The organism is Pseudovibrio sp. Alg231-02, assembly GCF_900143565.1.
Taxonomy (GTDB): Bacteria; Pseudomonadota; Alphaproteobacteria; order Rhizobiales; family Stappiaceae; genus Pseudovibrio.
In genome coordinates, this window is sequence record NZ_FREX01000004.1 from 91631 (window position 1) to 109767 (window position 18137).

Sequence of the window (18137 nt, forward strand, 5' to 3'; positions counted from 1 at the left end):
AATGCATTTGTATTCATTAAGCCAGCCCCTCATGTATCGGCAGAACGCACACTCTCAATTTCAAAGGAACAAAATATGCAGGATAAGAGAGTTTCTGTCGCTGTTGCCTACCACTCTGGTTTTGGTCACACCGAAACGCTGGCGAAATCTGTCGTAAACGGCATCAACTCGGTTGAAGCCGCAGATGGTGTTTTGGTTGACGTGAATGCCTTAAATGACGATTTCACAGTTCTAAACAACGCCGATGCCATCATCTTCGGCTCGCCAACCTATCTGGGCTCTGTCAGCGGACCTTTTAAGATGTTCATGGATGCGACCGGTCAGATCTGGATGCACCGCGGCTGGCAGAACAAGCTGGCAGCGGGTTTTACTGTCTCAGCCTCCCCAGCGGGTGATAAGCAGAGCACAATCATCCAGATGTCTGTTTTTGCAGCTCAGCACGGTATGATCTGGGTGGGTGCGAATGATGCACCGGGCAACAACTCCAGCACCAGCACAGCGGATTCCATCAACCGCCTCGGCGCTTATCAGGGCATGATGGCGCAGGCCAACGTGGACGAAGGGCCGGAGGTCGCACCACCAAACGCGGACCATCGCACCGCAGAAGCTTTTGGCAAGCGCATTGCAGAAGCTTCCCTGCGCTGGGGTAAGGCACCTGCCACCCAACCGCAAGAGTTGGAAGCAACAGCCTAAAAACATTCGCAAAACGTAAAAGTCGGCCCTACAGCAACATTAAACGATGAGAGAAACTCATTGCGGCAAACGACTTTTGCAAAACTGGCCCCTCTTTGCCGAGGGGCCTTTTTCGTCAGGCGGCCTGAAAGTCGTGCAGGATGACATTGAAACCTTCATCAACGGTTGGCGCCTGAAAGTATTTGGTGAACTGCTCAAACTGAGCTTCACTGACCGTAAACTGATGCTCGCCTGCCTCATTGCGCACCCAAAGGCGTTCCTTACACACCTCATCGGGCACGGAGAGATAATGCAGCTCGTGGGCGACATTAGCAGCTTCGAACAAGCTCTTCATCCACTTGCGATCCCGCACCGTGTTGGCCTGAAAGTCCAACGCGACAGAAACACCGTGCTGCAGCAGACCCACAATGTGCGGGCCAAGCGCTTTTTTCACGCGGGCAGAATACTTCACGTAGTCTTCCAACGTATTCAACTCATCGGGAAAGAGCGTCGCGTTCCAATGATCTTCGCTGATCAACACCGCATGATGATCATTCACCAGATGCGTGAGAAGAGTGGATTTGCCGGATGCAATCTTTCCGCATACCAGAAGCAGTTTTGTTTCCTGAGCAGTCATAATTACCTCCGTAAAAATCTATTCCAAAATTATAGATCTATCATACTCATATTCACCTCAGGTTGCACAATGTGACATAGCACCCCGAATCCATAAAAATCTTAAGCATTTCTGCCATTTATACGGAGCCTTTACATGCATCACATCTTGTAAAATAAGTATTTACACCTATTTATGAGTGAGTAAATTTCCGTCAAAATGCCCGCCGCTGGCAAGTGAAGCATAAGGTGATAGCCCCCAATGCCAGCGGATACGGCTATCTTCCTTTGTCGAGGTACAAAAAACAATGGACGACGCTTCTGGTTGTCGACCGATCACCGGTGAGGTTCTGATCAGGGAGCCTTACCAATGATAGAGCTTCTCCTTGAGCCACAGGTTTGGCTAATCTTTCTGACCCTGTTTGGACTAGAGCTGATTTTGGGCGTTGATAACGTCGTGTTCATTTCGGTCCTATGTGAGCGCCTTCCCGCACACCAACGCGCGATTGCCCGAAACCTTGGTATCGGACTGGCCGTGCTTGCTCGTGTGGGTCTTGTCTTCTCCATCAGCTGGGTGATGTCCCTCACCTACTCGCTGTTTCAGATCAGCACCGTTGATATCAGCGGTCGTGACCTGATCCTTATTGGCGGCGGCGCATTCCTGCTGGCCAAGAGCGTGGCGGAGTTGAAACACCTGTTGGTGGCGAGCGATACTGAACACGCACCTCACCTGGCAAACGGCATGACGGTCGTGCTGCTGCAAATCGTGGCGATGGACGCCGTGTTCTCCATGGACTCGGTGATCACCGCTGTTGGTTTGACGGATGATTTGCCAATCATGGTCGCCGCAATTCTGGCATCTGCTGTTGTCATGGTGCTGACAGCTGGTGCAATCAACCAGCTCGTCACAAAGCACCCGGGCCTGAAAGCGCTGGCCCTGCTGTTCCTTATTTTGCTCGGTGGTCTTCTCATGGCTGAGGGCTTCGAGATCCACATCAACAAGGGCTATGTCTACTTTGCGATGGCCTTTGGTTTGCTGTTGGAGATCGTTCACATTCAGTTGAGCAAGAAGATAAAGGCTGTTCAGGTACGCCGGAAGTCCAACATCCGGTACCTGACCAAGCCTTCAAGGCCGGGCCGCGTGGAAAACAGGCAAGCAACCCGCTTCGGCAGTTTAGCGAACCTATAGGGTTTGATCAGCATTTCTGCATAGGCAGAGCAGGTGGAGACCGATACAGAGGGGATTAGCTGCTCTAATCTCTATAAGAATCGGATCTCTGTCTGTGCTGGAATTACTCGCGATTTGCTTTATCGGTCTGCTCGGCGGTGTCGCCGTTGGCCTGCAAGCGCCTATGGGCGGTATTATGGGCCAACGCGTTGGCGGAGCTGCCGCCAGTGTCATCATTCATGCAGGCGGATTGATCGCTTCGCTTGCCCTGCTGTTTGCGCGCAAGGGTGAGCAGATCAGCGAGTGGCGCACCATTCCGTGGTACATGCTGGCCAGCGGTGTCTTTGGCCTCATCCTCTACCTCACCATCACGCAAACCCTGCCAAAGCTGGGCGCAACCTCTGCTGTGCTGCTCATCATCGTCGGGCAGTTAATGGCTGGCATGGTGATCGACCACTTCGGCCTCTTCAATCTGCCCATTCGCTCCATAGACCTCAGCCGCGCCCTCGCCGCCATGCTGCTAATCTCCGGCGCTTATTTGATGGTGCGGTAAGTCTCAGGAGCCTCAGAAATGCAGAAGGTCATTGTCACAGGAAGTTCTGGTCGCATTGGCAGCGAGATCGTCTTAGCTCTCAAGCCAACTTACGATGTTATCGGCATAGATCGCGTCGTTGCATCAACAACAACACACATTGCTGACATTTCTGATGCAGACACTCTGCAGCGCCTCTGTCAGGGTGCGTTCGCGGTGATCCACTCAGCCGCTCTCCATGCACCGCATGTAGGCGTGTTCTCGGAGGATGAATTTCACCAGATCAATGTAAAGAGTACAGTCGCGCTGGCTCGCATGGCGCGTGCGGAAGGTGTTCAGCGTTTCATTTTCACCAGCACCACAGCTCTTTACGGTCAGGCCAACACGCTTGCAGACAAAGCAGCCTGGATCACAGAGCAGGTGGAACCACAGCCACGCACGATCTATCACCGCACCAAACTAGAAGCAGAAAACCACTTGGCACCACTGGCAAGCGATAGGTTCAAGGTGAGAGCCCTGCGCATGTCACGATGCTTTCCAGAGGACCCCGCCCTGATGGCAGCCTATCGGCTTCACAGAGGTATCGATAAACGCGACGTTGCCGCAGCGCACGTGGCTGCACTCACTGATGACGGAAAAGATTTTGACCGCTTCATCATCTCCGGTCAAACGCCCTTCCTGCCTCAAGATGCGGAGGAGTTGAAGGTGAACGCGCCTGCCGTTATCGAACGAAGGTGTCCCGCAATTGTAAAGCTGTTTCAATCACAAGGCTGGAAATTGCCCAAATCAATCGACCGTGTTTACGACCCCAGCTATGCAAAGCAAGCGCTGAACTGGGAGAGCAAGCACGACAGCTTCGATTTCGCTGCCATGCATAACGCTCTCTGATAAGCAGGGTCTTATTCCAACACCTGCTCTGACCCGTTGGAAAGGTGATAGATGCAGCCTTGTTTGCGGGGGAGTTGCAGGAGTTCCAGTGTGTTGAGTCCCATATAGAGCCCGCGCAGGATGATGGAGGTGATGCCGTGTGTGACAACAACGGCAGGCTCGTTCAGCTCTTCCAGAAAGTGCTGAACGCGGCCTGAGATCGCCTCAAAGGTTTCACCTTGCGGGCTCTGAAAATGCCAGAGGCCGCTTTCGTAGTCATCTCCGACCAGATTTTTTACTTCTTGCTTGGTCAGCCCTTCCCAAGCGCCGAAGTTGATTTCTTTCAGTCGATCATCCAGCTTCTGCTCAACCTGAGGCCCCAGAGCAAGCTGTGCTGTATGCACCGTACGGGGCTGCGGACTGACGAACGCAGTGCCTGGCAGGACTTCGACACATGAGAGCAGCTTGTTTTGCAGCAGAGCTTGCTCCTTGCCCTTCTCCGTGAGTGGAGAATTCTGGTGCCCCTGAAATCTGCCCGCTACGTTCCATTCTGTTTGACCATGCCGAAGCACGAAAATTTCCGGGTATCTCGCCAAAGGACCATCCAACTCAAATCATATAAATCGAAGCTCCAGATATTGACGGGAACCTGAAGGCGTGTCCAGCGCGTTTTGAGAGGGCTCAAGCCTTACGCAAGGCTAACTGTTAGGCTGAGCATATTCAGCTCTAGCTCACTGAAACTTCGTTTGATTTTGATTAAAAGCTGATATAGCACCTGTAAGTGTGCGTCCTACCCGCATCACGAGTGATACGAACAAGCGTGTAAGCAAAAATGACAAGTGACAGTGCAGCTCATATCGGCTCAATAGAAGCAGTCGCCACCACCGTAGCAATCATCGGCGGCAAGTGGAAACCGATCCTGCTCTACCATCTCGTAACCGGTTCCAAGCGTTTTTCCGAGTTGAAAAAACTGATGCCCGGCGCCTCCGACAGGATGCTGACCCGTTCTCTTCGAGAACTGGAAGAGCACTTCATCGTTCGCCGTGAGGTGTTTGCTGAAGTGCCCGTGCGCGTGGAATATTCGCTGACCAAGGACGGATTGTCGCTTATTCCGGTTCTCAATGCCCTGAGCGATTGGGGGCAGGCCCGCAATGGCGTGGATGATGAGAGTGCCGAACCATCCTCCATCTTTGACGCATTGCTTCCAACATTTTCAGGGTAACCTTATGAAGATTGCTTTTCTGGACCGCAGCACTATTGGACCAAGCGTCCACATCTCCAAACCCTCCTTCCCGCATGACTGGGTGGAGTATGACAACACCTCCCCTGAGGAGGTGCTGGAGAAGCTGCGCGGGGTTCAGATCTGCATCACCAACAAGGTGCCTCTTTCAGCCGACGTGCTTAAGCAATTGCCGGATCTGAAGCTGATCTGCATTGCGGCAACCGGTTATGACAAGGTGGACATCGCAACTTGCGACGAGCAGGGCATCGTAGTGTCCAACGTACGCGGCTATGCGGTGAACACAGTGCCGGAACACGCCTTCGCTCTCATCTTCGCTTTGCGGCGCTCGCTGGTGGGATACCGCGAGGACGTGATCAACGGCGAATGGCAGAAGTCCGGTAAGTTCTGCTTCTTCAATCACCCTATCAAGGATCTCGCAGGCTCTCGCCTGGGCATCATCGGCTCGGGGACATTGGGCAAGGGCACCGCACGCATTGGCGAGGCTCTGGGCATGGACGTTGTGTTTGCCGAACGCAAGGGCGTGACGGAGGTTCGCTCTGGTTACACCGCCTGGCAGGAAGTGATCACCACCAGTGATGTCATCTCCCTGCACACGCCGCTAACTCCAGAAACACGCGGTATTATCTCCACGCCTGAGTTTGAGGCGATGCATCAAAAGCCAATCCTCATCAACACGTCTCGTGGTGGGCTGGTGGACGAGGCTGCACTCGTGGAGGCACTCAACAACGGCCAGATCGCAGCAGCGGGATTTGACGTGCTCACCACAGAACCACCGCAGGAGGATAATCCCCTTCTCAGCATTCTGGAGCGCCCAAACGTGATCGTAACCCCGCATGTGGCCTGGGCATCAGAAGAAGCCATGCAGACCCTTTGGGATCAGCTGATCTCTCACATGGAAAGCTTCCAGAAGGGTACACCAACCAACGCTGTTGGTCGTACAGGCAGTTAAAGCCTCTTAGCTGGCAGCCATGACGATGCCTACCCCACCAAGGGCAACAAGCACGCACCCTGCCAGCTCAATCGGCGTAATCTTCTCGCGGAAGAACATCCATGATGCAGCCAGCGTAAACACCAGCTCAATCTGAGCCAGTGCACGCACATACGCCACTTGCTGCAATGTCATTGCCGTAAACCAGCCGATGGACCCGGCAATACCCGCAAGCCCAACCAGACCGGACAAACGCCAGTTCCGGATTGCTGCGCGTAACTCTGCGGGGCAAGTCACTGTCATCCAGCTGCCCATGACAACGGTCTGAAAGGCCGTCACACACACCAGCGTAAACGCCGCCTGCAGCAAGAAAGAGTCGGCCTCAACGGAAAGCGAAGCTGTGCGGTAGAACGCGGCGGATGCCCCAAAGAACGCTGCCGATGCCAAGCCAATCAACGCTGGCTTCCCAACCAGAGTGGACAGCACCATAGCCCCTGTTGGACGTTGCTTCCCAAAGCTGATGAACAACACCCCGATGATCCCCAGCGCAATCGCGCCCATGCCAAGCGGTGTCAGTTGCTCTCCCAGCAGGATAAAGCCAAAGAGTGCCGCCTGAACCGGCTCAGTTTTGGAATAAGCCGTACCGACAGCAAAATTGCGGTAAGAGAACAAGTGTACGAGCAGGAAGGTGGCAATTATCTGCGCCAAACCGCCAAACGCAGCAGCCCAGTAGAATGTTGTTCCCACATCGGGAACGGATTCTCCTGTCAGCTTGAGGATCACAGCAAGGTAAAACACCGCAATAGGGAAGCCAAAGCCGAAACGAATAAACGTGGCTCCTGTAGTTCCAATTTTGCCTTTAAGGTGCTTTTGCAGTGCCGACCGCAGGTTCTGGCTAAACGCCGCTGCAATGGTGATTGGAATCCAGAGTTCCATTTTGATTTATCCTCAATCCAACACATCCAGCATACGGACAAAGCCCTATATGCTCCATAGGTTTCTTGAGGCTGAACAGTCTGCGAACTCACCAACTCTTGAGAAATATAGAACAGTTATTCGGGTGATATTAGCGGCGTGATACCTGCCCAATTAAATAAAGATAGTTTTTTCTTTCTAAATGTGCTCCATTGAACTGCAAGGGGGAAACGGGATGAAACTGTCTGTTTTAGTGTTCGCAAATTTTATTGCATCCATTGCCATGGGGATCGCGCTGACCATCGTCCCCTGGGAACTGTCAAGGTCTCTTGGCGGTGAGAAAGTCCTCGCCTTTACAGCAACCTATGCCACTGCTTTGCTGATCTTTCTTGCACCAGTCTCCGGCAGAGTGGTGGACAGGTTCTCACGTCGCTCAACCCTGATGATTTGCATCGCGATAATGGCAGGTGTCTTACAGATTGCATCCGTCGCCTATAGCAACTCATTTCTTAAAATCGCCAGTTTAAGCGCGTTCTACTTCGCCTCTCAGGTCTTCTTTCTGTTCTTCTACAACGCCCTGACAGCGTTCATTCAGGAAGTGTTTACGGAAGGTGAGCGCGGAAAAGTTAATGGCTGGATGCAGGTGGAAATGCAGGCCTCCACCTTTGTGGTGGGTCTGTTGATGATCTACGCTGTGAACAGCGATGACTTCCAGTTCCTCTTGCAGTTGAACAGCGGCCTGATGCTGCTTTCCGCCCTACTGTTTTGCTTCATTCCTTACACACAGCAAGCAAGACCGGCCCGTGCACGCGTTTCCCGCACCGTCTTCCGCAGTATCTTCAAACGGAAGGATTTGGTACTGCTGGGAGTTTGCGCCAACATTACATTCGTGGCTGTTATGATGCTCAACCTAGTGCATCCCATCTATTTGAGCGGTGTACTCAAACTGGATGTATCCGCCCTTGCAAAACTCTCTATTTCATATGGCTTAGGAGCAGCCCTCTCCGGCTTTCTCATCAGCCGGCTCGTTTCAACAGGGTCCGCCATAAGGATCATGCGCATTTGCCTAACGGTCTTCAGTCTTGCGCTGCTCACAATCAGCCTGTTCCCAACTCTTCCAACCATTGTGATCGGTGCAGGAATCCTTGGCGCAATGGGATCAGCTGAGCGTGTTGCCTTCAACACCTACATTATGAGCAAGGTTGAAAAGGATATTTTTGGCAGCTACCTCTCCGTCATCAGCTCCCTGACCTACGTCCAGCGAACCCTCTTCGGTTTCCTGCTCTCCCTGCTCATCGTGGGGTTTCCTGCCTCAAACTACTATTGGTTCGTCTTCGCCATCAGTTGCTTCGGGCTTCTCTTGCTGCAAATACATGCTGTACTTGCTTCTACGCAAAAGCTGGAGCTCAGCGAAACTATTGAAGTCAATTGAGGTCGTTTCTGTGGGACCTCAATCAACCCCTCCAACCAAAACTATTCGCCTCTAGGGAAGCGCTGGCTTTCTTCTAAAATATTCAAATCCATGTGGTTGCGCATGTAGCGTTCGGAGGCTTTTTGCAGGGGCTGGTAATCCCAAGGGTAATGTCCGCCCTGACGAAGCGCTTCATAAACGACCCATCGACGCGCCTGACTGGCACGAACATCTGCATCAAAACGGTCCAGATCCCAGCGTGCAGCGGCTTTTGTGCGAAACTCGTCTGCAACATTCTGATGTTCAGGGTCTTGAGCCAGATTATGAAGCTCATGTGGGTCTGCTTCCAGATCAAACAACTGATCTTCATCCAACAGGCATTTGTTGAACTTCCAACGACCCTCGCGCAGTGACACCATGGGTGCATAAGACGCTTCCGCCGCATATTCCATCGCAACAGGTGAGGTGCGTGTTTCACCCTGCCCCAAGCCAACCAGCGTTTCTCCGGTGGTCCACGGCATCACCTCTGCCATGCTGATGCCCGCCAAGTCACACAGCGTCGGGCACACATCAATGTTGCTTACGGGTGTCGTCACCAAACCGGGTTCCATCTGTGGAGCAGAAACCATCAAGGGCACGCGTGCGGAGCCTTCAAAGAACGACATTTTGAACCACAAACCGCGCTCACCCAGCATATCGCCATGGTCTGAAACAAACAGGATGATCGCTTCTTGCCGTGTGCTCTCCAGCGCAGTCATCACCTCACCGATTTTATCGTCGATATACGAGATATTCGCAAAATAAGCGCGGCGGGACCGGCGGATGTCTTCCTCTTTGATATCAAAGGAACGCCAGTCATTGGCATCAAAGATACGCTTTGAATGCGCATCGTGCTCCTCGTAAGGCATTGCAGGAACCTCTGGCAGAAGATGCTCACAATCCTCATAGAGATCCCAATATTTCTTCCGCGCCACATAAGGGTCATGCGGATGAGTGAATGATACCGTCAGGCACCATGGCCGCTCATCATTGCCCCGCGCCAGATCGTAGACCTTACGCGTGGCGTTGTAGGCGACCTCATCATCATATTCCAGCTGATTGGTGATCTCGGCGGTGCCAGATCCAGTCACAGACCCCATGTTGTGATACCACCAGTCAATCCGCTCACCTGGCTTGCGGTAGTCCGGCGTCCAACCAAAGTCAGGCGGATAAACATCTGTGGTCAACCGCTCTTCAAATCCATGAAGCTGATCGGGGCCAACAAAGTGCATCTTGCCCGACAAACAGGTCTGATACCCTGCCCGGCGCAGGTGATGCGCATACGTCGGCAAGGAGGATGCAAACTCTGCCGCATTATCATAAACACCAGTCGCACTTGGCAACTGACCTGACATAAACGAGGCCCGTCCCGGCGCACACAGCGGAGACGCCGTATAGGCATTCTTGAAGCGTGTCGAACGTTCCGCCAGCTTCTTAAGGTTCGGCGCATGCAGCCAATCAGCCGGACCATCAGGAAACAGAGTTCCGTTCAACTGATCGACCATAAATATCAGAATGTTTGGTTTGCTCATTGGGTACCGGCTGAAATCTGGTGAGAAGGAGTGACCTGCACGCTCAATCACCTGCGCTCTGGCATCATCGCAAAGCGCAAGAACTGAAACACGAGTCAGTAATACCCCCTATGCATACAACGTCAGTCAGGCGATGAATACGGGAAACGTTGGTAAGCTGCAGCGACAACAGGGGTTTTCCAAGGCACTCAACTTTCCTGTCTTTTTCTCTGCCAAGGTCCATGGTATTGCCATAGTCCTCTGACTATTCAGCGCATTCCATGTTTGAGAGTTGACCGACAGCTGCATGCCGTTTCGTGTTGTGACATTGCTGAGATCTGCCCTGCTCACGTGCATCACTCTGATGCTCGTGTTTTCTGTCATGGGCCGGCCAACGCCTTCGCATGATCTGGGTGCTCTGGCGCAAACCACCTATCAGCAGCATGTGGTTGCGGACACGCATGATCAGGAAGCAGGCCACAGCCACGACGTGCTTGAAGATGACCTGCAAATCTCCGGACATCTGCACGGACATAATTCTGCTGATCATTCTCATGAAGCACCAGCTGAAGCACATTTCACGCGTCCTGTGATTTCCGCTGAGGTCGGCAAGCACGTGGCGCAGCCTGTCAAAAGCTTGCGATATGACCTTGCTTCAAGGCTGGAGCGCCCTCCCCGACCATTCCTTCTGTAGCACCAATCCTATAAACTACAGATGGATTTTCCATGACATTTCCTCTTCAGCGCTCAGGCGCTGAGCGGTGGACGCCCGCGCGTTTGCTGCTGCTTTCCTGCATCCTGCTGCTGGCACTCACGTTGCCTGCGGCAGCCCATGGCATCGCGACCGGTGACAAGGGCTATATTCAAGAGATCTCCGGGATCAACATCATCCCCTTCATGTATCTGGGGGCCAAGCACATGGTCACGGGGTACGACCACATCCTGTTCCTGCTTGGGATCGTGTTCTTCCTCTACAAGACCAAAGACATCGGCGTTTATGTGAGCCTGTTCGCGATCGGCCATTCCACCACGATGCTGCTTGGGGTCTACTTCAACATTGGCATCAACGCCTACATCATTGACGCCATCATTGGCTTCTCGGTGGTCTATAAAGCGCTTGATAATATGGGCGCCTTCCGGGTCTGGTTTAAGTATCAGCCCAACACCCGCCTCACCACACTGGTCTTCGGGTTCTTTCATGGCTTTGGCCTGTCCACCAAGATCCTCGAATACGAGATCTCACCGGATGGGCTGGTGCCAAACCTTCTCGCCTTTAACGTGGGTGTCGAACTTGGCCAACTGCTGGCCTTGAGCGGCATTCTCATTGTTATGGGCTACTGGCGGCGCACGCAGACCTTCTGGCGCTACGCCTATTCCATGAACACCACCATGATGACAGCAGGCTTTGCGCTGGTAGGATACCAGCTCACGGGCCTCATCCTATCTTTGTAATGCGAGGCCCCATGCACAATACAACTCCACCAAAACGCTCTGAGCTGCCGTCTTCCGCACAACTGAAACGCTCCACCATCATTGCAGCTTTGTCTGCTCTGGCCCTCCTCATCGTGGTTATCCTGCCCTCTGAATATGGGGTAGATGCCACCGGCATGGGCCGCGTTCTGGGCCTGACAGAGATGGGTGAGATTAAAACCCAGCTGGCAGAGGAAAGTGCAACCGATGCAGCGGCTACTGCGGCTTCTGCACCGACAGCCTTCACTCAGCCAGCAGCAACCGCTTCACCGGAACTGACCAACCGCGTTGACGAGATTGAACGCAAGCTGGCTGAGGTGATGCTGAAACAGCAGTTGCGCGAGCGTGTGACTGCCACCTCCCGCCGAGTTGACACAAAGACTGTTGCACCAGCGAAAACTGTTGCTGCAGTACCCGCGGCTCAACCTGTTGCCCCGACACCTGCCATCAAAAGCGATCAGACCACCATTCAACTTGATCCCGGTCAGGGTGTTGAGGTGAAGCTGGTGATGAAGGCCGGCAAGAGTGCAGCGTTTCGCTGGACGGCAAACGGAGGCACATTGAACTTCGACACACATGGAGATGGGGGTGGTCGCTCCATCTCCTATGTGAAAGGACGCGGCGTGCCGCAGGATGAAGGACAGATTACAGCGGCATTTGATGGCAACCATGGTTGGTTCTGGCGTAACAGAACTAACAGCCCTGTTACTTTATCACTGCAAACACGCGGAGAATACGAGTCGTTTAAACGAGTAAAGTAAGCGACTCATCAAGTTAACCTAATCGTCAATTCGGGTGGTTTTTCTGTAGTGTCCCGGCAAAATGCCTGCAAAACCGAAAAATCACCCGGGTTTTCCCCTTAAGCGCACAATATTCGGCGACAATCTGTCATGGGGTTCAATACCTATTACTCGAGGTAATACTGATATATGTCTCGCCAAAGCGCTTTGGTACAAATAATATTGCAACTAACCCGCACGTTCCCCTCAGTTAGTTTGTGATTTGTCATTTGAGGGAATTTTAAATCGTTATAACGTGGTCAAACCACGCTTTCGTGCGATTGCATCAACTACGTATTCCTACTTATTTCATTCCAACGCGTTTCGATGCACTTTCCCTTCAAATCTTTTTGCACCCGGTGAAAAGTTTTTCACCTGCAAGGTTTGCCGCCACCCTCGGCAAGCCTAATTCGGGGCCTTACTGCCAGCTATCCCCCCTTTTAGCTGGTGCGTAACAACCGAACCACATGAGTAAAAGCGAAGTCCGTTCCCTGCTGTTATAGACAGCATTCCCTCCTCCCGGGCTTCGCTTTTTACTCACTCAACATGCGATCGGGAGACCTTTAAGGTGACGAAGCTGCGTCCAGGCGTCATTTTTGGCGAAGAATACAAAACCCTCATTCAGGCAGCACGCGAAGGGCAGTACGCTCTTCCAGCAGTAAACGTAGTTGGCTCCAACTCAATCAACGCAGTGCTCGAAGCTGCAGCAGCCAACAAGTCCGACGTAATCGTACAGCTCTCAAACGGCGGCGCACAGTTCTATGCTGGAGCAGCCATGCCGGATAGCTTCCAGGCCCGTGTTCTTGGCGCGGTTTCCGCAGCCCAACACGTGCACCTGCTGGCAAAACACTACGGTGTTTGCGTTGTGCTCCACACAGACCACGCAAACCGTAAGCTAGTGCCTTGGCTGGAAGCTCTTATCTCGCACGGTGAAGACTACTTCCGTGCAAATGGTCGTCCACTCTTCACGTCTCACATGCTGGACCTTTCTGAGGAAACTCTGGAAGACAACCTGTCTGAAAGTGAACGCCTGCTGAAGCGCATGGCTCCACTGCAGATGAGCCTTGAGATTGAACTCGGCTGCACCGGTGGTGAAGAAGATGGCGTTGGTTCCGACGACGACATCGGATCTGACAATCCAAAGCTGTACACCCAGCCAGAAGACGTGCTGGAAGCGTACAACCGCCTCGACCCACTGGGCCACTTCTCTGTGGCAGCATCCTTCGGCAACGTGCACGGCGTGTACAAGCCAGGCAACGTGAAGCTGCGCCCTGAGATTCTTCGTGAAAGCCAGAAACTGGTTCGCGAAACCCACGGTCTGGGTGAAAACCCACTGCCACTCGTGTTCCACGGTGGTTCCGGCTCTGAAAAAGCAAAAATCGCAGAAAGCCTGGGCTACGGCGTGTTCAAAATGAACATCGACACCGACACCCAGTTCGCATTCTCCGAACAGGCGGGCGCTTATGTGTTCGAAACGCCAAATGCGTTCAAACACCAGATCGACCCAGAGACCGGTGTCCCTTATAAGAAGGTCTACGATCCGCGCAAGTTGCTGCGTGAAGGTGAAAAAGGAATCGTTACTCGTTTGACAGAAGCCTTTGAAGACCTTCGCAGCACTGGTAAATCCCTGGCGCAGTAAGAATGACCTCACAGGCCACACGTTGGGGGTGTGGCCTGGACTTTAATGGAGTACAGGATGAAAGCGCTATTTATTGGCCAGTCCTATATTGACGTGACCTTTTTGTCAGAGACCATGCCGGAAGGTGATGAGAAGGCAATTGCGCAGGATTACGCTGTCAGCTTTGGTGGCAACGCTGTCACCGCGGCTTTCGTCTGCGCAAAGCTGGGCATCTCACCAGACCTGCTGTGCTCCATGGCAGACGACTGGCTGTCTCGCATGTTCCGCGACATGGCGGCCAAGTATTCCATTCCGATCCACGGCGCTAAAGTGAAGGAAAGCTCCCTCTCTTTCATCATGCCAAAGGATGGCAAGCGTGCCATCGTGCGTTGCCGTGACAACGACTTCCTGCATCCGGTTCCTGAACTCAACCTTGCAGGTTGTCAGGCGCTGCACGTAGATGGTCACATCCCACACGCTGCTCTGCATTACGCAAAGCTGTGCCGCAAGCACGGTATTCTGACATCACTGGATGGCGGTGCCGTTCGTGAGAACACCGAGGAGCTGCTCGACTACATTGATGTAGCGATCGTTTCTGAGTTGTTCTGTGAGCAGCTGGAAAAATCCCCGGAAGACACACTGGAATACCTGCGTGCCAAGGGCGTGAAGGTTGGCGGTGTCACTCAGGGCGAAAAAGGCCTGCTGTGGTACGAAGACAAGTGCCCGATCAAGCGTTTGCCAGCTCTGAAAGTGCCAAAAGAACGCGTCATCGACACCAACGGTGCGGGTGATACCTTCCACGGCGCTTATGTTTACGGCTACCTGGCAGACCCTCAGGGAACCTGGGAAGACCATTTCAAACTGGCTCGTGCGGCTTCCGCACACGCCATTCAGTTCCTCGGCAACGAGGCCTCTCTGCCAACCGTCCTGGACTTGGACAACGTGCAGAAAAACTTTCCTGCGAGCGACTAATCTAAGCGGCTTTGCCATGGGTGAAGCCATTTAGAGCCAAATAAAAACAATAAGAACGAACAATAACAATAATAGGCCCCACACGGGCACATGTTCATGTGGCGCTCGCACACTCAAAAAGCCCCGTCTCTTAATGAGGCGGGGTTTTTATTTTGTCTTTTTCATATGTAGCGCCAAAGATCCGGACCAGCTTCCCTTAGTTATTGTCAGCTATACCCCCTTGATTCAGGCGGATTAGAAAAGGCGGAAAGCCCCAGTCTGCAGATATTTTCTGCAGGATCACACTAGTGAAAACCAAGATATCTCTGGCTTCTCATTCCCGATTTTTAATAACTTTGAATATTACGGGCTCAGTTTCACTAATATTCTTCACGAGTTCTAGAGAATATAAGTAAGCACATGATGAAGCCAACTGATCGCAGGCTTCTTTCACACAAACACAAATTGCATACAAACAACTGCTCGCCTGACGCGACAGAACAATTTCTGCATGCCAATTACACAGTTTCCGGCAGCAGTATTTAGCTCAGTTTCTATTGTTTAAAACAGGGTTTATACTATGACTCATCTCAAATATTCATGTGCTCTGGTCGCCTTGCTGGCGAGTGCAGGCATGGCACACGCAGGCACCATCACCATCTCCACAGATGGCAGCGATGTGGTGACTCATTACACAGGCTCCTCAGACAACGCTACAACAGCCTTTGATGAAAGCACTGCGGCAGGCCTCACACAACACCAAAAAGTCGACCGCATTTTTGCAAGTGAGATCAATGGCAACGCCGCAGATATTGCTAGTAACAGCCAAACTATTTCCGACTTTGAGACCCTGTTTGGAACAGTGCAGACAACAGCACCAGCGGCAATCTCTGATGGTGTTAAAGATCCGCTGAAGAACAACACAGGCACGCCTCTGGAGGAAGTCCGCGATATTGAAGCTGCGCTCAAAGATGGCACAACAGCCAAAACCGAGTGGAAAGCTTACCTGGACCACGTAGAGGCAAAAGCTGCTGCTGGCGAAGAGATTACTATGGATGCTCCGACAGATCCAGTGGCGGGCGACTTCACGAGCGGCGCTCTGCCTGCGAACATGGCGGCAGATCTGGGTACGCTTGATACTGCGGTAGACAACTACGCGGCGGAGCAGTTGCCACACGAGAACTACAGCACTTTCACCACGGCCAATGGCGCCAATGCATCTGGCCGTGCAACAGCTCAGGCACTGGAAAGCGGCGAAGGTCTGGCGAATGGCATTCTGGCATCCTTCAACGCGGTAGATGCTAAGATTGGCGACATCAGCACACTGCCAAGCGATCTGCAGGCACCAACTCCAGCAGACACCACCGTTGTTTCGGCTGTGACCAAGCTCAACGAGAAGGTCGGCTCTCTGGCTGATCTGAACTCCACCTTTACCGGCACTGCCCGCAACAGTGTTGTGGCAGCAGTCAACAGCAATGCTGAGCGCATTACCGCCAACAGCGCAGCCATTTCCGACAACAGCTCCCGCATCGTTTCATTGGAAGAGGACGTTGATGAGCTGCAGTCCGGTGTTGCCATGGCAATCGCGATTGCCAACGCGCCGATCATTCAGGGCGGTTACAACGGCCTCTCCCTCTCTGGTGGTTTCGGGCACTTCAAAGGCAAGTCTGCTGGTTCTATGAAAGCCGCCTTCATGCCAATGGACAACATGGCGATCACCGCCTCCGTCGCGACCGACTTTGACGACAACGTCGCCGCTGGCGCGGGTCTCGGTTTCTCATTCTAAGTTTTCAAGGAGAGGCACATGAGCCGACTTCTTTCATTTTTCTTCGTAGCCTTCGCCATGGTTTTCCATGGCGGGGGTGTTCTCGCACCTACTTCTGCTCAGGCAAAAGAGGAATGGTCCGTTCAATGCAGCCGGCAACAATGCCAGATGTACGCCGAGATCCGGCTACAAAACGGCACCTTGTTTAACAACATCGCATTTCGCAAACTCAATGCCACCACATACGCGGGCATCCTTAATCTGCCCCTCGGTATTCACATCCCAAGCGGCATCAACATCGGCATTGATGAAGCGGCAATCATTCAGGCCAAGTTGATCACCTGCAATCCTGATGGGTGCGAAGCTGCCTTTACAGCAAATCAAACGGTGGTGGATTTTCTGAAGCGGGGAGACAAAATGTCGATCCTCGTCCGCAAAGCAGGCGATAGAAAACAGCTGGCCCTCAACTATTCTCTGATTGGCTTCACCCGCAACTGGAACGCCTTCCATAAGCGTATGGAAATGCTGACACCGTAGCCAGAAGGCCAAATAGATTTCTTGGGAGGAGTAAGTTACTGATATGCCTTGCACCTGTAGGGAGGAACATGGCCGCTGTGACGTACTCATCCAATACCGACAACTCCATATCCATTCGTGATGAGACCGAATTTCAGCGGTTTATTGGGTATGAGCTGGAGCTTTTCCCTAAGGATGGCACGGCGACATGTGCGTTGGATATTGATGCCAGGTTTGCCAATCGCAGCGGGGTTGTGCATGGGGCGATTGTGACCATGTTGCTGGACAATGCCTGCGGTGGATCTTGCAGCGCAACGGTGGATCCCACCGGGAAGCAACCGTTTGTGACGCTGTCACTGACAGTCAACTTCATCGCACCTGCCATCTGCAAGCGGTTGGTTGCGAAGGGCAAAGTTGTTGGGGGCGGCAAATCAACACTCTTTGCAGAGGCACAGTTGTTTGACGAAAACGATCAACTAATCGCAACGGCCACCGGCCCTTTCAAACGCGCACCACAACGCGAGATGCGGCTTGATCACTCCTGAGTCTCGCGAGGCTTTGGTCCGACACCGTCAAAAAAGGTCGTCATGAGCAATGCCGTGACGTCGCGGATATCCGCCTCTTCTTTCACAATCATATCCCAGGCAGAAAAAAGCAGTGCGTCGTAGGTGTTCATCACCCACCGCGTCGGCAGTTCCTTGCGAATGTCACCATCTTCTTTCGCCTGCTCAACCGTAATGATTGTCTCTTTTTCCATAAAGGCATAGCGTGGATCTTTGCTCAAAACGCGTTCCCCATCCAGCCAGAAGGATGAGAGGAAACGCAGCCGGTCAGCGAGCGGGAGCATCAGCTCAACAGCCCGCATCATCGCTTGCTTCCCGCGAAGGTTTTCTTTCTCCATAGGCGTCAGCGCTTGAATAATATCCTCAAAGCTGACCTTCAGGACCTCCTCAATCAACGCTTCGCGAGACGCGAAGTGTCGATACAGCGTGGCGCGCCCAATCCCGGCGATCTCAGCGATCTCCGTTAGTGAAGCCATTGGATTTACTGGCAATTCTGCCAAGCCAGCTTCAATCAGGGCCCTGCGGGACTTAACAGCCCTTTTATCACGCAATAACATTTCACCCTCATTTTATG

General features: G+C 52.9%; 20 protein-coding genes. 15 read left to right on the forward strand and 5 right to left on the reverse strand.

The window, feature by feature from the left end:
- The first annotated feature begins 75 nt into the window (after nucleotides 1-75).
- On the forward strand, nucleotides 76-693 hold the full coding sequence (locus tag DHN43_RS12740) for a flavodoxin family protein (protein WP_108818840.1): 618 nt from the start codon (nucleotides 76-78) through the stop codon (nucleotides 691-693).
- A gap of 115 nt (nucleotides 694-808) precedes the next feature.
- Here DHN43_RS12740 and DHN43_RS12745 read toward each other — a convergent pair whose 3' ends face one another.
- Nucleotides 809-1309, reverse strand: coding sequence for an AAA family ATPase (locus DHN43_RS12745; RefSeq protein WP_057462069.1), 501 nt, complete (start codon nucleotides 1307-1309; stop codon nucleotides 809-811).
- Between the two features lie 348 nt (nucleotides 1310-1657).
- Between DHN43_RS12745 and DHN43_RS12750 the strand changes: the two genes are divergently transcribed.
- The 3 genes from DHN43_RS12750 (at nucleotide 1658) to DHN43_RS12760 (ending at nucleotide 3875) form a co-directional block, all read left to right on the forward strand.
- Nucleotides 1658-2476, forward strand: coding sequence for a TerC family protein (locus tag DHN43_RS12750; RefSeq protein WP_108818841.1), 819 nt, complete (start codon nucleotides 1658-1660; stop codon nucleotides 2474-2476).
- 94 nt (nucleotides 2477-2570) lie between these two features.
- Nucleotides 2571-3008 (forward strand): DMT family transporter, encoded by a 438-nt coding sequence (locus DHN43_RS12755; RefSeq protein ID WP_082596634.1) that lies wholly within the window; start codon nucleotides 2571-2573, stop codon nucleotides 3006-3008.
- An 18-nt stretch (nucleotides 3009-3026) separates the two neighbouring features.
- Nucleotides 3027-3875: an NAD-dependent epimerase/dehydratase family protein gene (locus DHN43_RS12760; RefSeq protein WP_108818842.1), complete on the forward strand. Its 849-nt coding sequence runs from the start codon at nucleotides 3027-3029 to the stop codon at nucleotides 3873-3875.
- 11 nt (nucleotides 3876-3886) lie between these two features.
- Here the strand turns inward: DHN43_RS12760 and DHN43_RS12765 are convergent, their stop codons facing one another.
- On the reverse strand, nucleotides 3887-4426 hold the full coding sequence (locus DHN43_RS12765; protein WP_208995345.1) for a histidine phosphatase family protein: 540 nt from the start codon (nucleotides 4424-4426) through the stop codon (nucleotides 3887-3889).
- A gap of 260 nt (nucleotides 4427-4686) precedes the next feature.
- Here DHN43_RS12765 and DHN43_RS12770 point away from each other — a divergent pair, with 260 nt between their 5' ends.
- Both DHN43_RS12770 and DHN43_RS12775 read left to right on the forward strand, forming a co-directional pair.
- Nucleotides 4687-5076 (forward strand): winged helix-turn-helix transcriptional regulator, encoded by a 390-nt coding sequence (locus tag DHN43_RS12770; protein WP_057462073.1) that lies wholly within the window; start codon nucleotides 4687-4689, stop codon nucleotides 5074-5076.
- Between the two features lie 4 nt (nucleotides 5077-5080).
- Nucleotides 5081-6046, forward strand: coding sequence for a D-2-hydroxyacid dehydrogenase (locus DHN43_RS12775; RefSeq protein ID WP_108818843.1), 966 nt, complete (start codon nucleotides 5081-5083; stop codon nucleotides 6044-6046).
- A 6-nt stretch (nucleotides 6047-6052) separates the two neighbouring features.
- On the opposite strand, the gene DHN43_RS12780 is transcribed toward DHN43_RS12775, so the two are convergent.
- Nucleotides 6053-6961 (reverse strand): DMT family transporter, encoded by a 909-nt coding sequence (locus DHN43_RS12780; RefSeq protein WP_057462075.1) that lies wholly within the window; start codon nucleotides 6959-6961, stop codon nucleotides 6053-6055.
- A 214-nt stretch (nucleotides 6962-7175) separates the two neighbouring features.
- Here DHN43_RS12780 and DHN43_RS12785 point away from each other — a divergent pair, with 214 nt between their 5' ends.
- Complete coding sequence (locus DHN43_RS12785; protein WP_108818844.1) at nucleotides 7176-8372, forward strand: MFS transporter; 1197 nt, start codon at nucleotides 7176-7178, stop codon at nucleotides 8370-8372.
- A gap of 41 nt (nucleotides 8373-8413) precedes the next feature.
- On the opposite strand, the gene betC is transcribed toward DHN43_RS12785, so the two are convergent.
- Complete coding sequence (gene betC, locus DHN43_RS12790; protein ID WP_108818845.1) at nucleotides 8414-9922, reverse strand: choline-sulfatase; 1509 nt, start codon at nucleotides 9920-9922, stop codon at nucleotides 8414-8416.
- A gap of 286 nt (nucleotides 9923-10208) precedes the next feature.
- Here betC and DHN43_RS12795 point away from each other — a divergent pair, with 286 nt between their 5' ends.
- From DHN43_RS12795 to DHN43_RS12830, 8 genes are all read left to right on the forward strand, one after another.
- Nucleotides 10209-10595 carry a hypothetical protein gene (locus DHN43_RS12795; RefSeq protein WP_208995347.1) on the forward strand — a complete coding sequence of 129 codons (387 nt, stop codon included), beginning with the start codon at nucleotides 10209-10211 and terminating at the stop codon, nucleotides 10593-10595.
- A 32-nt stretch (nucleotides 10596-10627) separates the two neighbouring features.
- Nucleotides 10628-11353, forward strand: coding sequence for a HupE/UreJ family protein (locus tag DHN43_RS12800; protein ID WP_108818846.1), 726 nt, complete (start codon nucleotides 10628-10630; stop codon nucleotides 11351-11353).
- Between the two features lie 11 nt (nucleotides 11354-11364).
- Entirely contained in the window at nucleotides 11365-12132 is a 768-nt protein-coding gene (locus tag DHN43_RS12805; protein WP_108818847.1) for a hypothetical protein, read from the forward strand.
- A 586-nt stretch (nucleotides 12133-12718) separates the two neighbouring features.
- Nucleotides 12719-13789: a class II fructose-bisphosphate aldolase gene (gene fbaA / locus DHN43_RS12810; RefSeq protein ID WP_063287890.1), complete on the forward strand. Its 1071-nt coding sequence runs from the start codon at nucleotides 12719-12721 to the stop codon at nucleotides 13787-13789.
- A gap of 57 nt (nucleotides 13790-13846) precedes the next feature.
- Complete coding sequence (locus tag DHN43_RS12815; RefSeq protein WP_063292963.1) at nucleotides 13847-14740, forward strand: sugar kinase; 894 nt, start codon at nucleotides 13847-13849, stop codon at nucleotides 14738-14740.
- A 559-nt stretch (nucleotides 14741-15299) separates the two neighbouring features.
- Nucleotides 15300-16505, forward strand: coding sequence for a YadA C-terminal domain-containing protein (locus DHN43_RS12820; RefSeq protein WP_108818848.1), 1206 nt, complete (start codon nucleotides 15300-15302; stop codon nucleotides 16503-16505).
- An 18-nt stretch (nucleotides 16506-16523) separates the two neighbouring features.
- On the forward strand, nucleotides 16524-17021 hold the full coding sequence (locus DHN43_RS12825; RefSeq protein ID WP_208995349.1) for an invasion associated locus B family protein: 498 nt from the start codon (nucleotides 16524-16526) through the stop codon (nucleotides 17019-17021).
- A 68-nt stretch (nucleotides 17022-17089) separates the two neighbouring features.
- Entirely contained in the window at nucleotides 17090-17545 is a 456-nt protein-coding gene (locus tag DHN43_RS12830) for a PaaI family thioesterase (protein ID WP_208995357.1), read from the forward strand.
- Here DHN43_RS12830 and DHN43_RS12835 read toward each other — a convergent pair.
- Nucleotides 17536-18120, reverse strand: a complete 585-nt coding sequence (locus DHN43_RS12835) for a TetR/AcrR family transcriptional regulator (RefSeq protein WP_063318143.1) — start codon at nucleotides 18118-18120, stop codon at nucleotides 17536-17538. The two genes, DHN43_RS12830 and DHN43_RS12835, sit on opposite strands and share 10 nt — an antisense overlap.
- Nucleotides 18121-18137 lie beyond the last annotated feature (17 nt).

Excerpts from the sequence above, each read along its gene's own strand:
- DHN43_RS12795 (WP_208995347.1), top strand. The coding sequence starts at position 10,209 with ATGCCGTTTCGTGTTGTGACATTGCTGAGATCTGCCCTGCTCACGTGC.
- DHN43_RS12815 (WP_063292963.1), top strand. The coding sequence starts at position 13,847 with ATGAAAGCGCTATTTATTGGCCAGTCCTATATTGACGTGACCTTTTTG.
- DHN43_RS12750 (WP_108818841.1), top strand. The coding sequence starts at position 1,658 with ATGATAGAGCTTCTCCTTGAGCCACAGGTTTGGCTAATCTTTCTGACC.
- DHN43_RS12835 (WP_063318143.1), bottom strand. The coding sequence starts at position 18,120 with ATGTTATTGCGTGATAAAAGGGCTGTTAAGTCCCGCAGGGCCCTGATT.
- DHN43_RS12775 (WP_108818843.1), top strand. The coding sequence starts at position 5,081 with ATGAAGATTGCTTTTCTGGACCGCAGCACTATTGGACCAAGCGTCCAC.
- DHN43_RS12820 (WP_108818848.1), top strand. The coding sequence starts at position 15,300 with ATGACTCATCTCAAATATTCATGTGCTCTGGTCGCCTTGCTGGCGAGT.
- DHN43_RS12745 (WP_057462069.1), bottom strand. The coding sequence starts at position 1,309 with ATGACTGCTCAGGAAACAAAACTGCTTCTGGTATGCGGAAAGATTGCA.
- DHN43_RS12740 (WP_108818840.1), top strand. The coding sequence starts at position 76 with ATGCAGGATAAGAGAGTTTCTGTCGCTGTTGCCTACCACTCTGGTTTT.
- DHN43_RS12760 (WP_108818842.1), top strand. The coding sequence starts at position 3,027 with ATGCAGAAGGTCATTGTCACAGGAAGTTCTGGTCGCATTGGCAGCGAG.
- DHN43_RS12770 (WP_057462073.1), top strand. The coding sequence starts at position 4,687 with ATGACAAGTGACAGTGCAGCTCATATCGGCTCAATAGAAGCAGTCGCC.
- betC (WP_108818845.1), bottom strand. The coding sequence starts at position 9,922 with ATGAGCAAACCAAACATTCTGATATTTATGGTCGATCAGTTGAACGGA.
- DHN43_RS12780 (WP_057462075.1), bottom strand. The coding sequence starts at position 6,961 with ATGGAACTCTGGATTCCAATCACCATTGCAGCGGCGTTTAGCCAGAAC.
- DHN43_RS12825 (WP_208995349.1), top strand. The coding sequence starts at position 16,524 with ATGAGCCGACTTCTTTCATTTTTCTTCGTAGCCTTCGCCATGGTTTTC.
- DHN43_RS12805 (WP_108818847.1), top strand. The coding sequence starts at position 11,365 with ATGCACAATACAACTCCACCAAAACGCTCTGAGCTGCCGTCTTCCGCA.
- DHN43_RS12830 (WP_208995357.1), top strand. The coding sequence starts at position 17,090 with ATGGCCGCTGTGACGTACTCATCCAATACCGACAACTCCATATCCATT.
- DHN43_RS12785 (WP_108818844.1), top strand. The coding sequence starts at position 7,176 with ATGAAACTGTCTGTTTTAGTGTTCGCAAATTTTATTGCATCCATTGCC.
- DHN43_RS12800 (WP_108818846.1), top strand. The coding sequence starts at position 10,628 with ATGACATTTCCTCTTCAGCGCTCAGGCGCTGAGCGGTGGACGCCCGCG.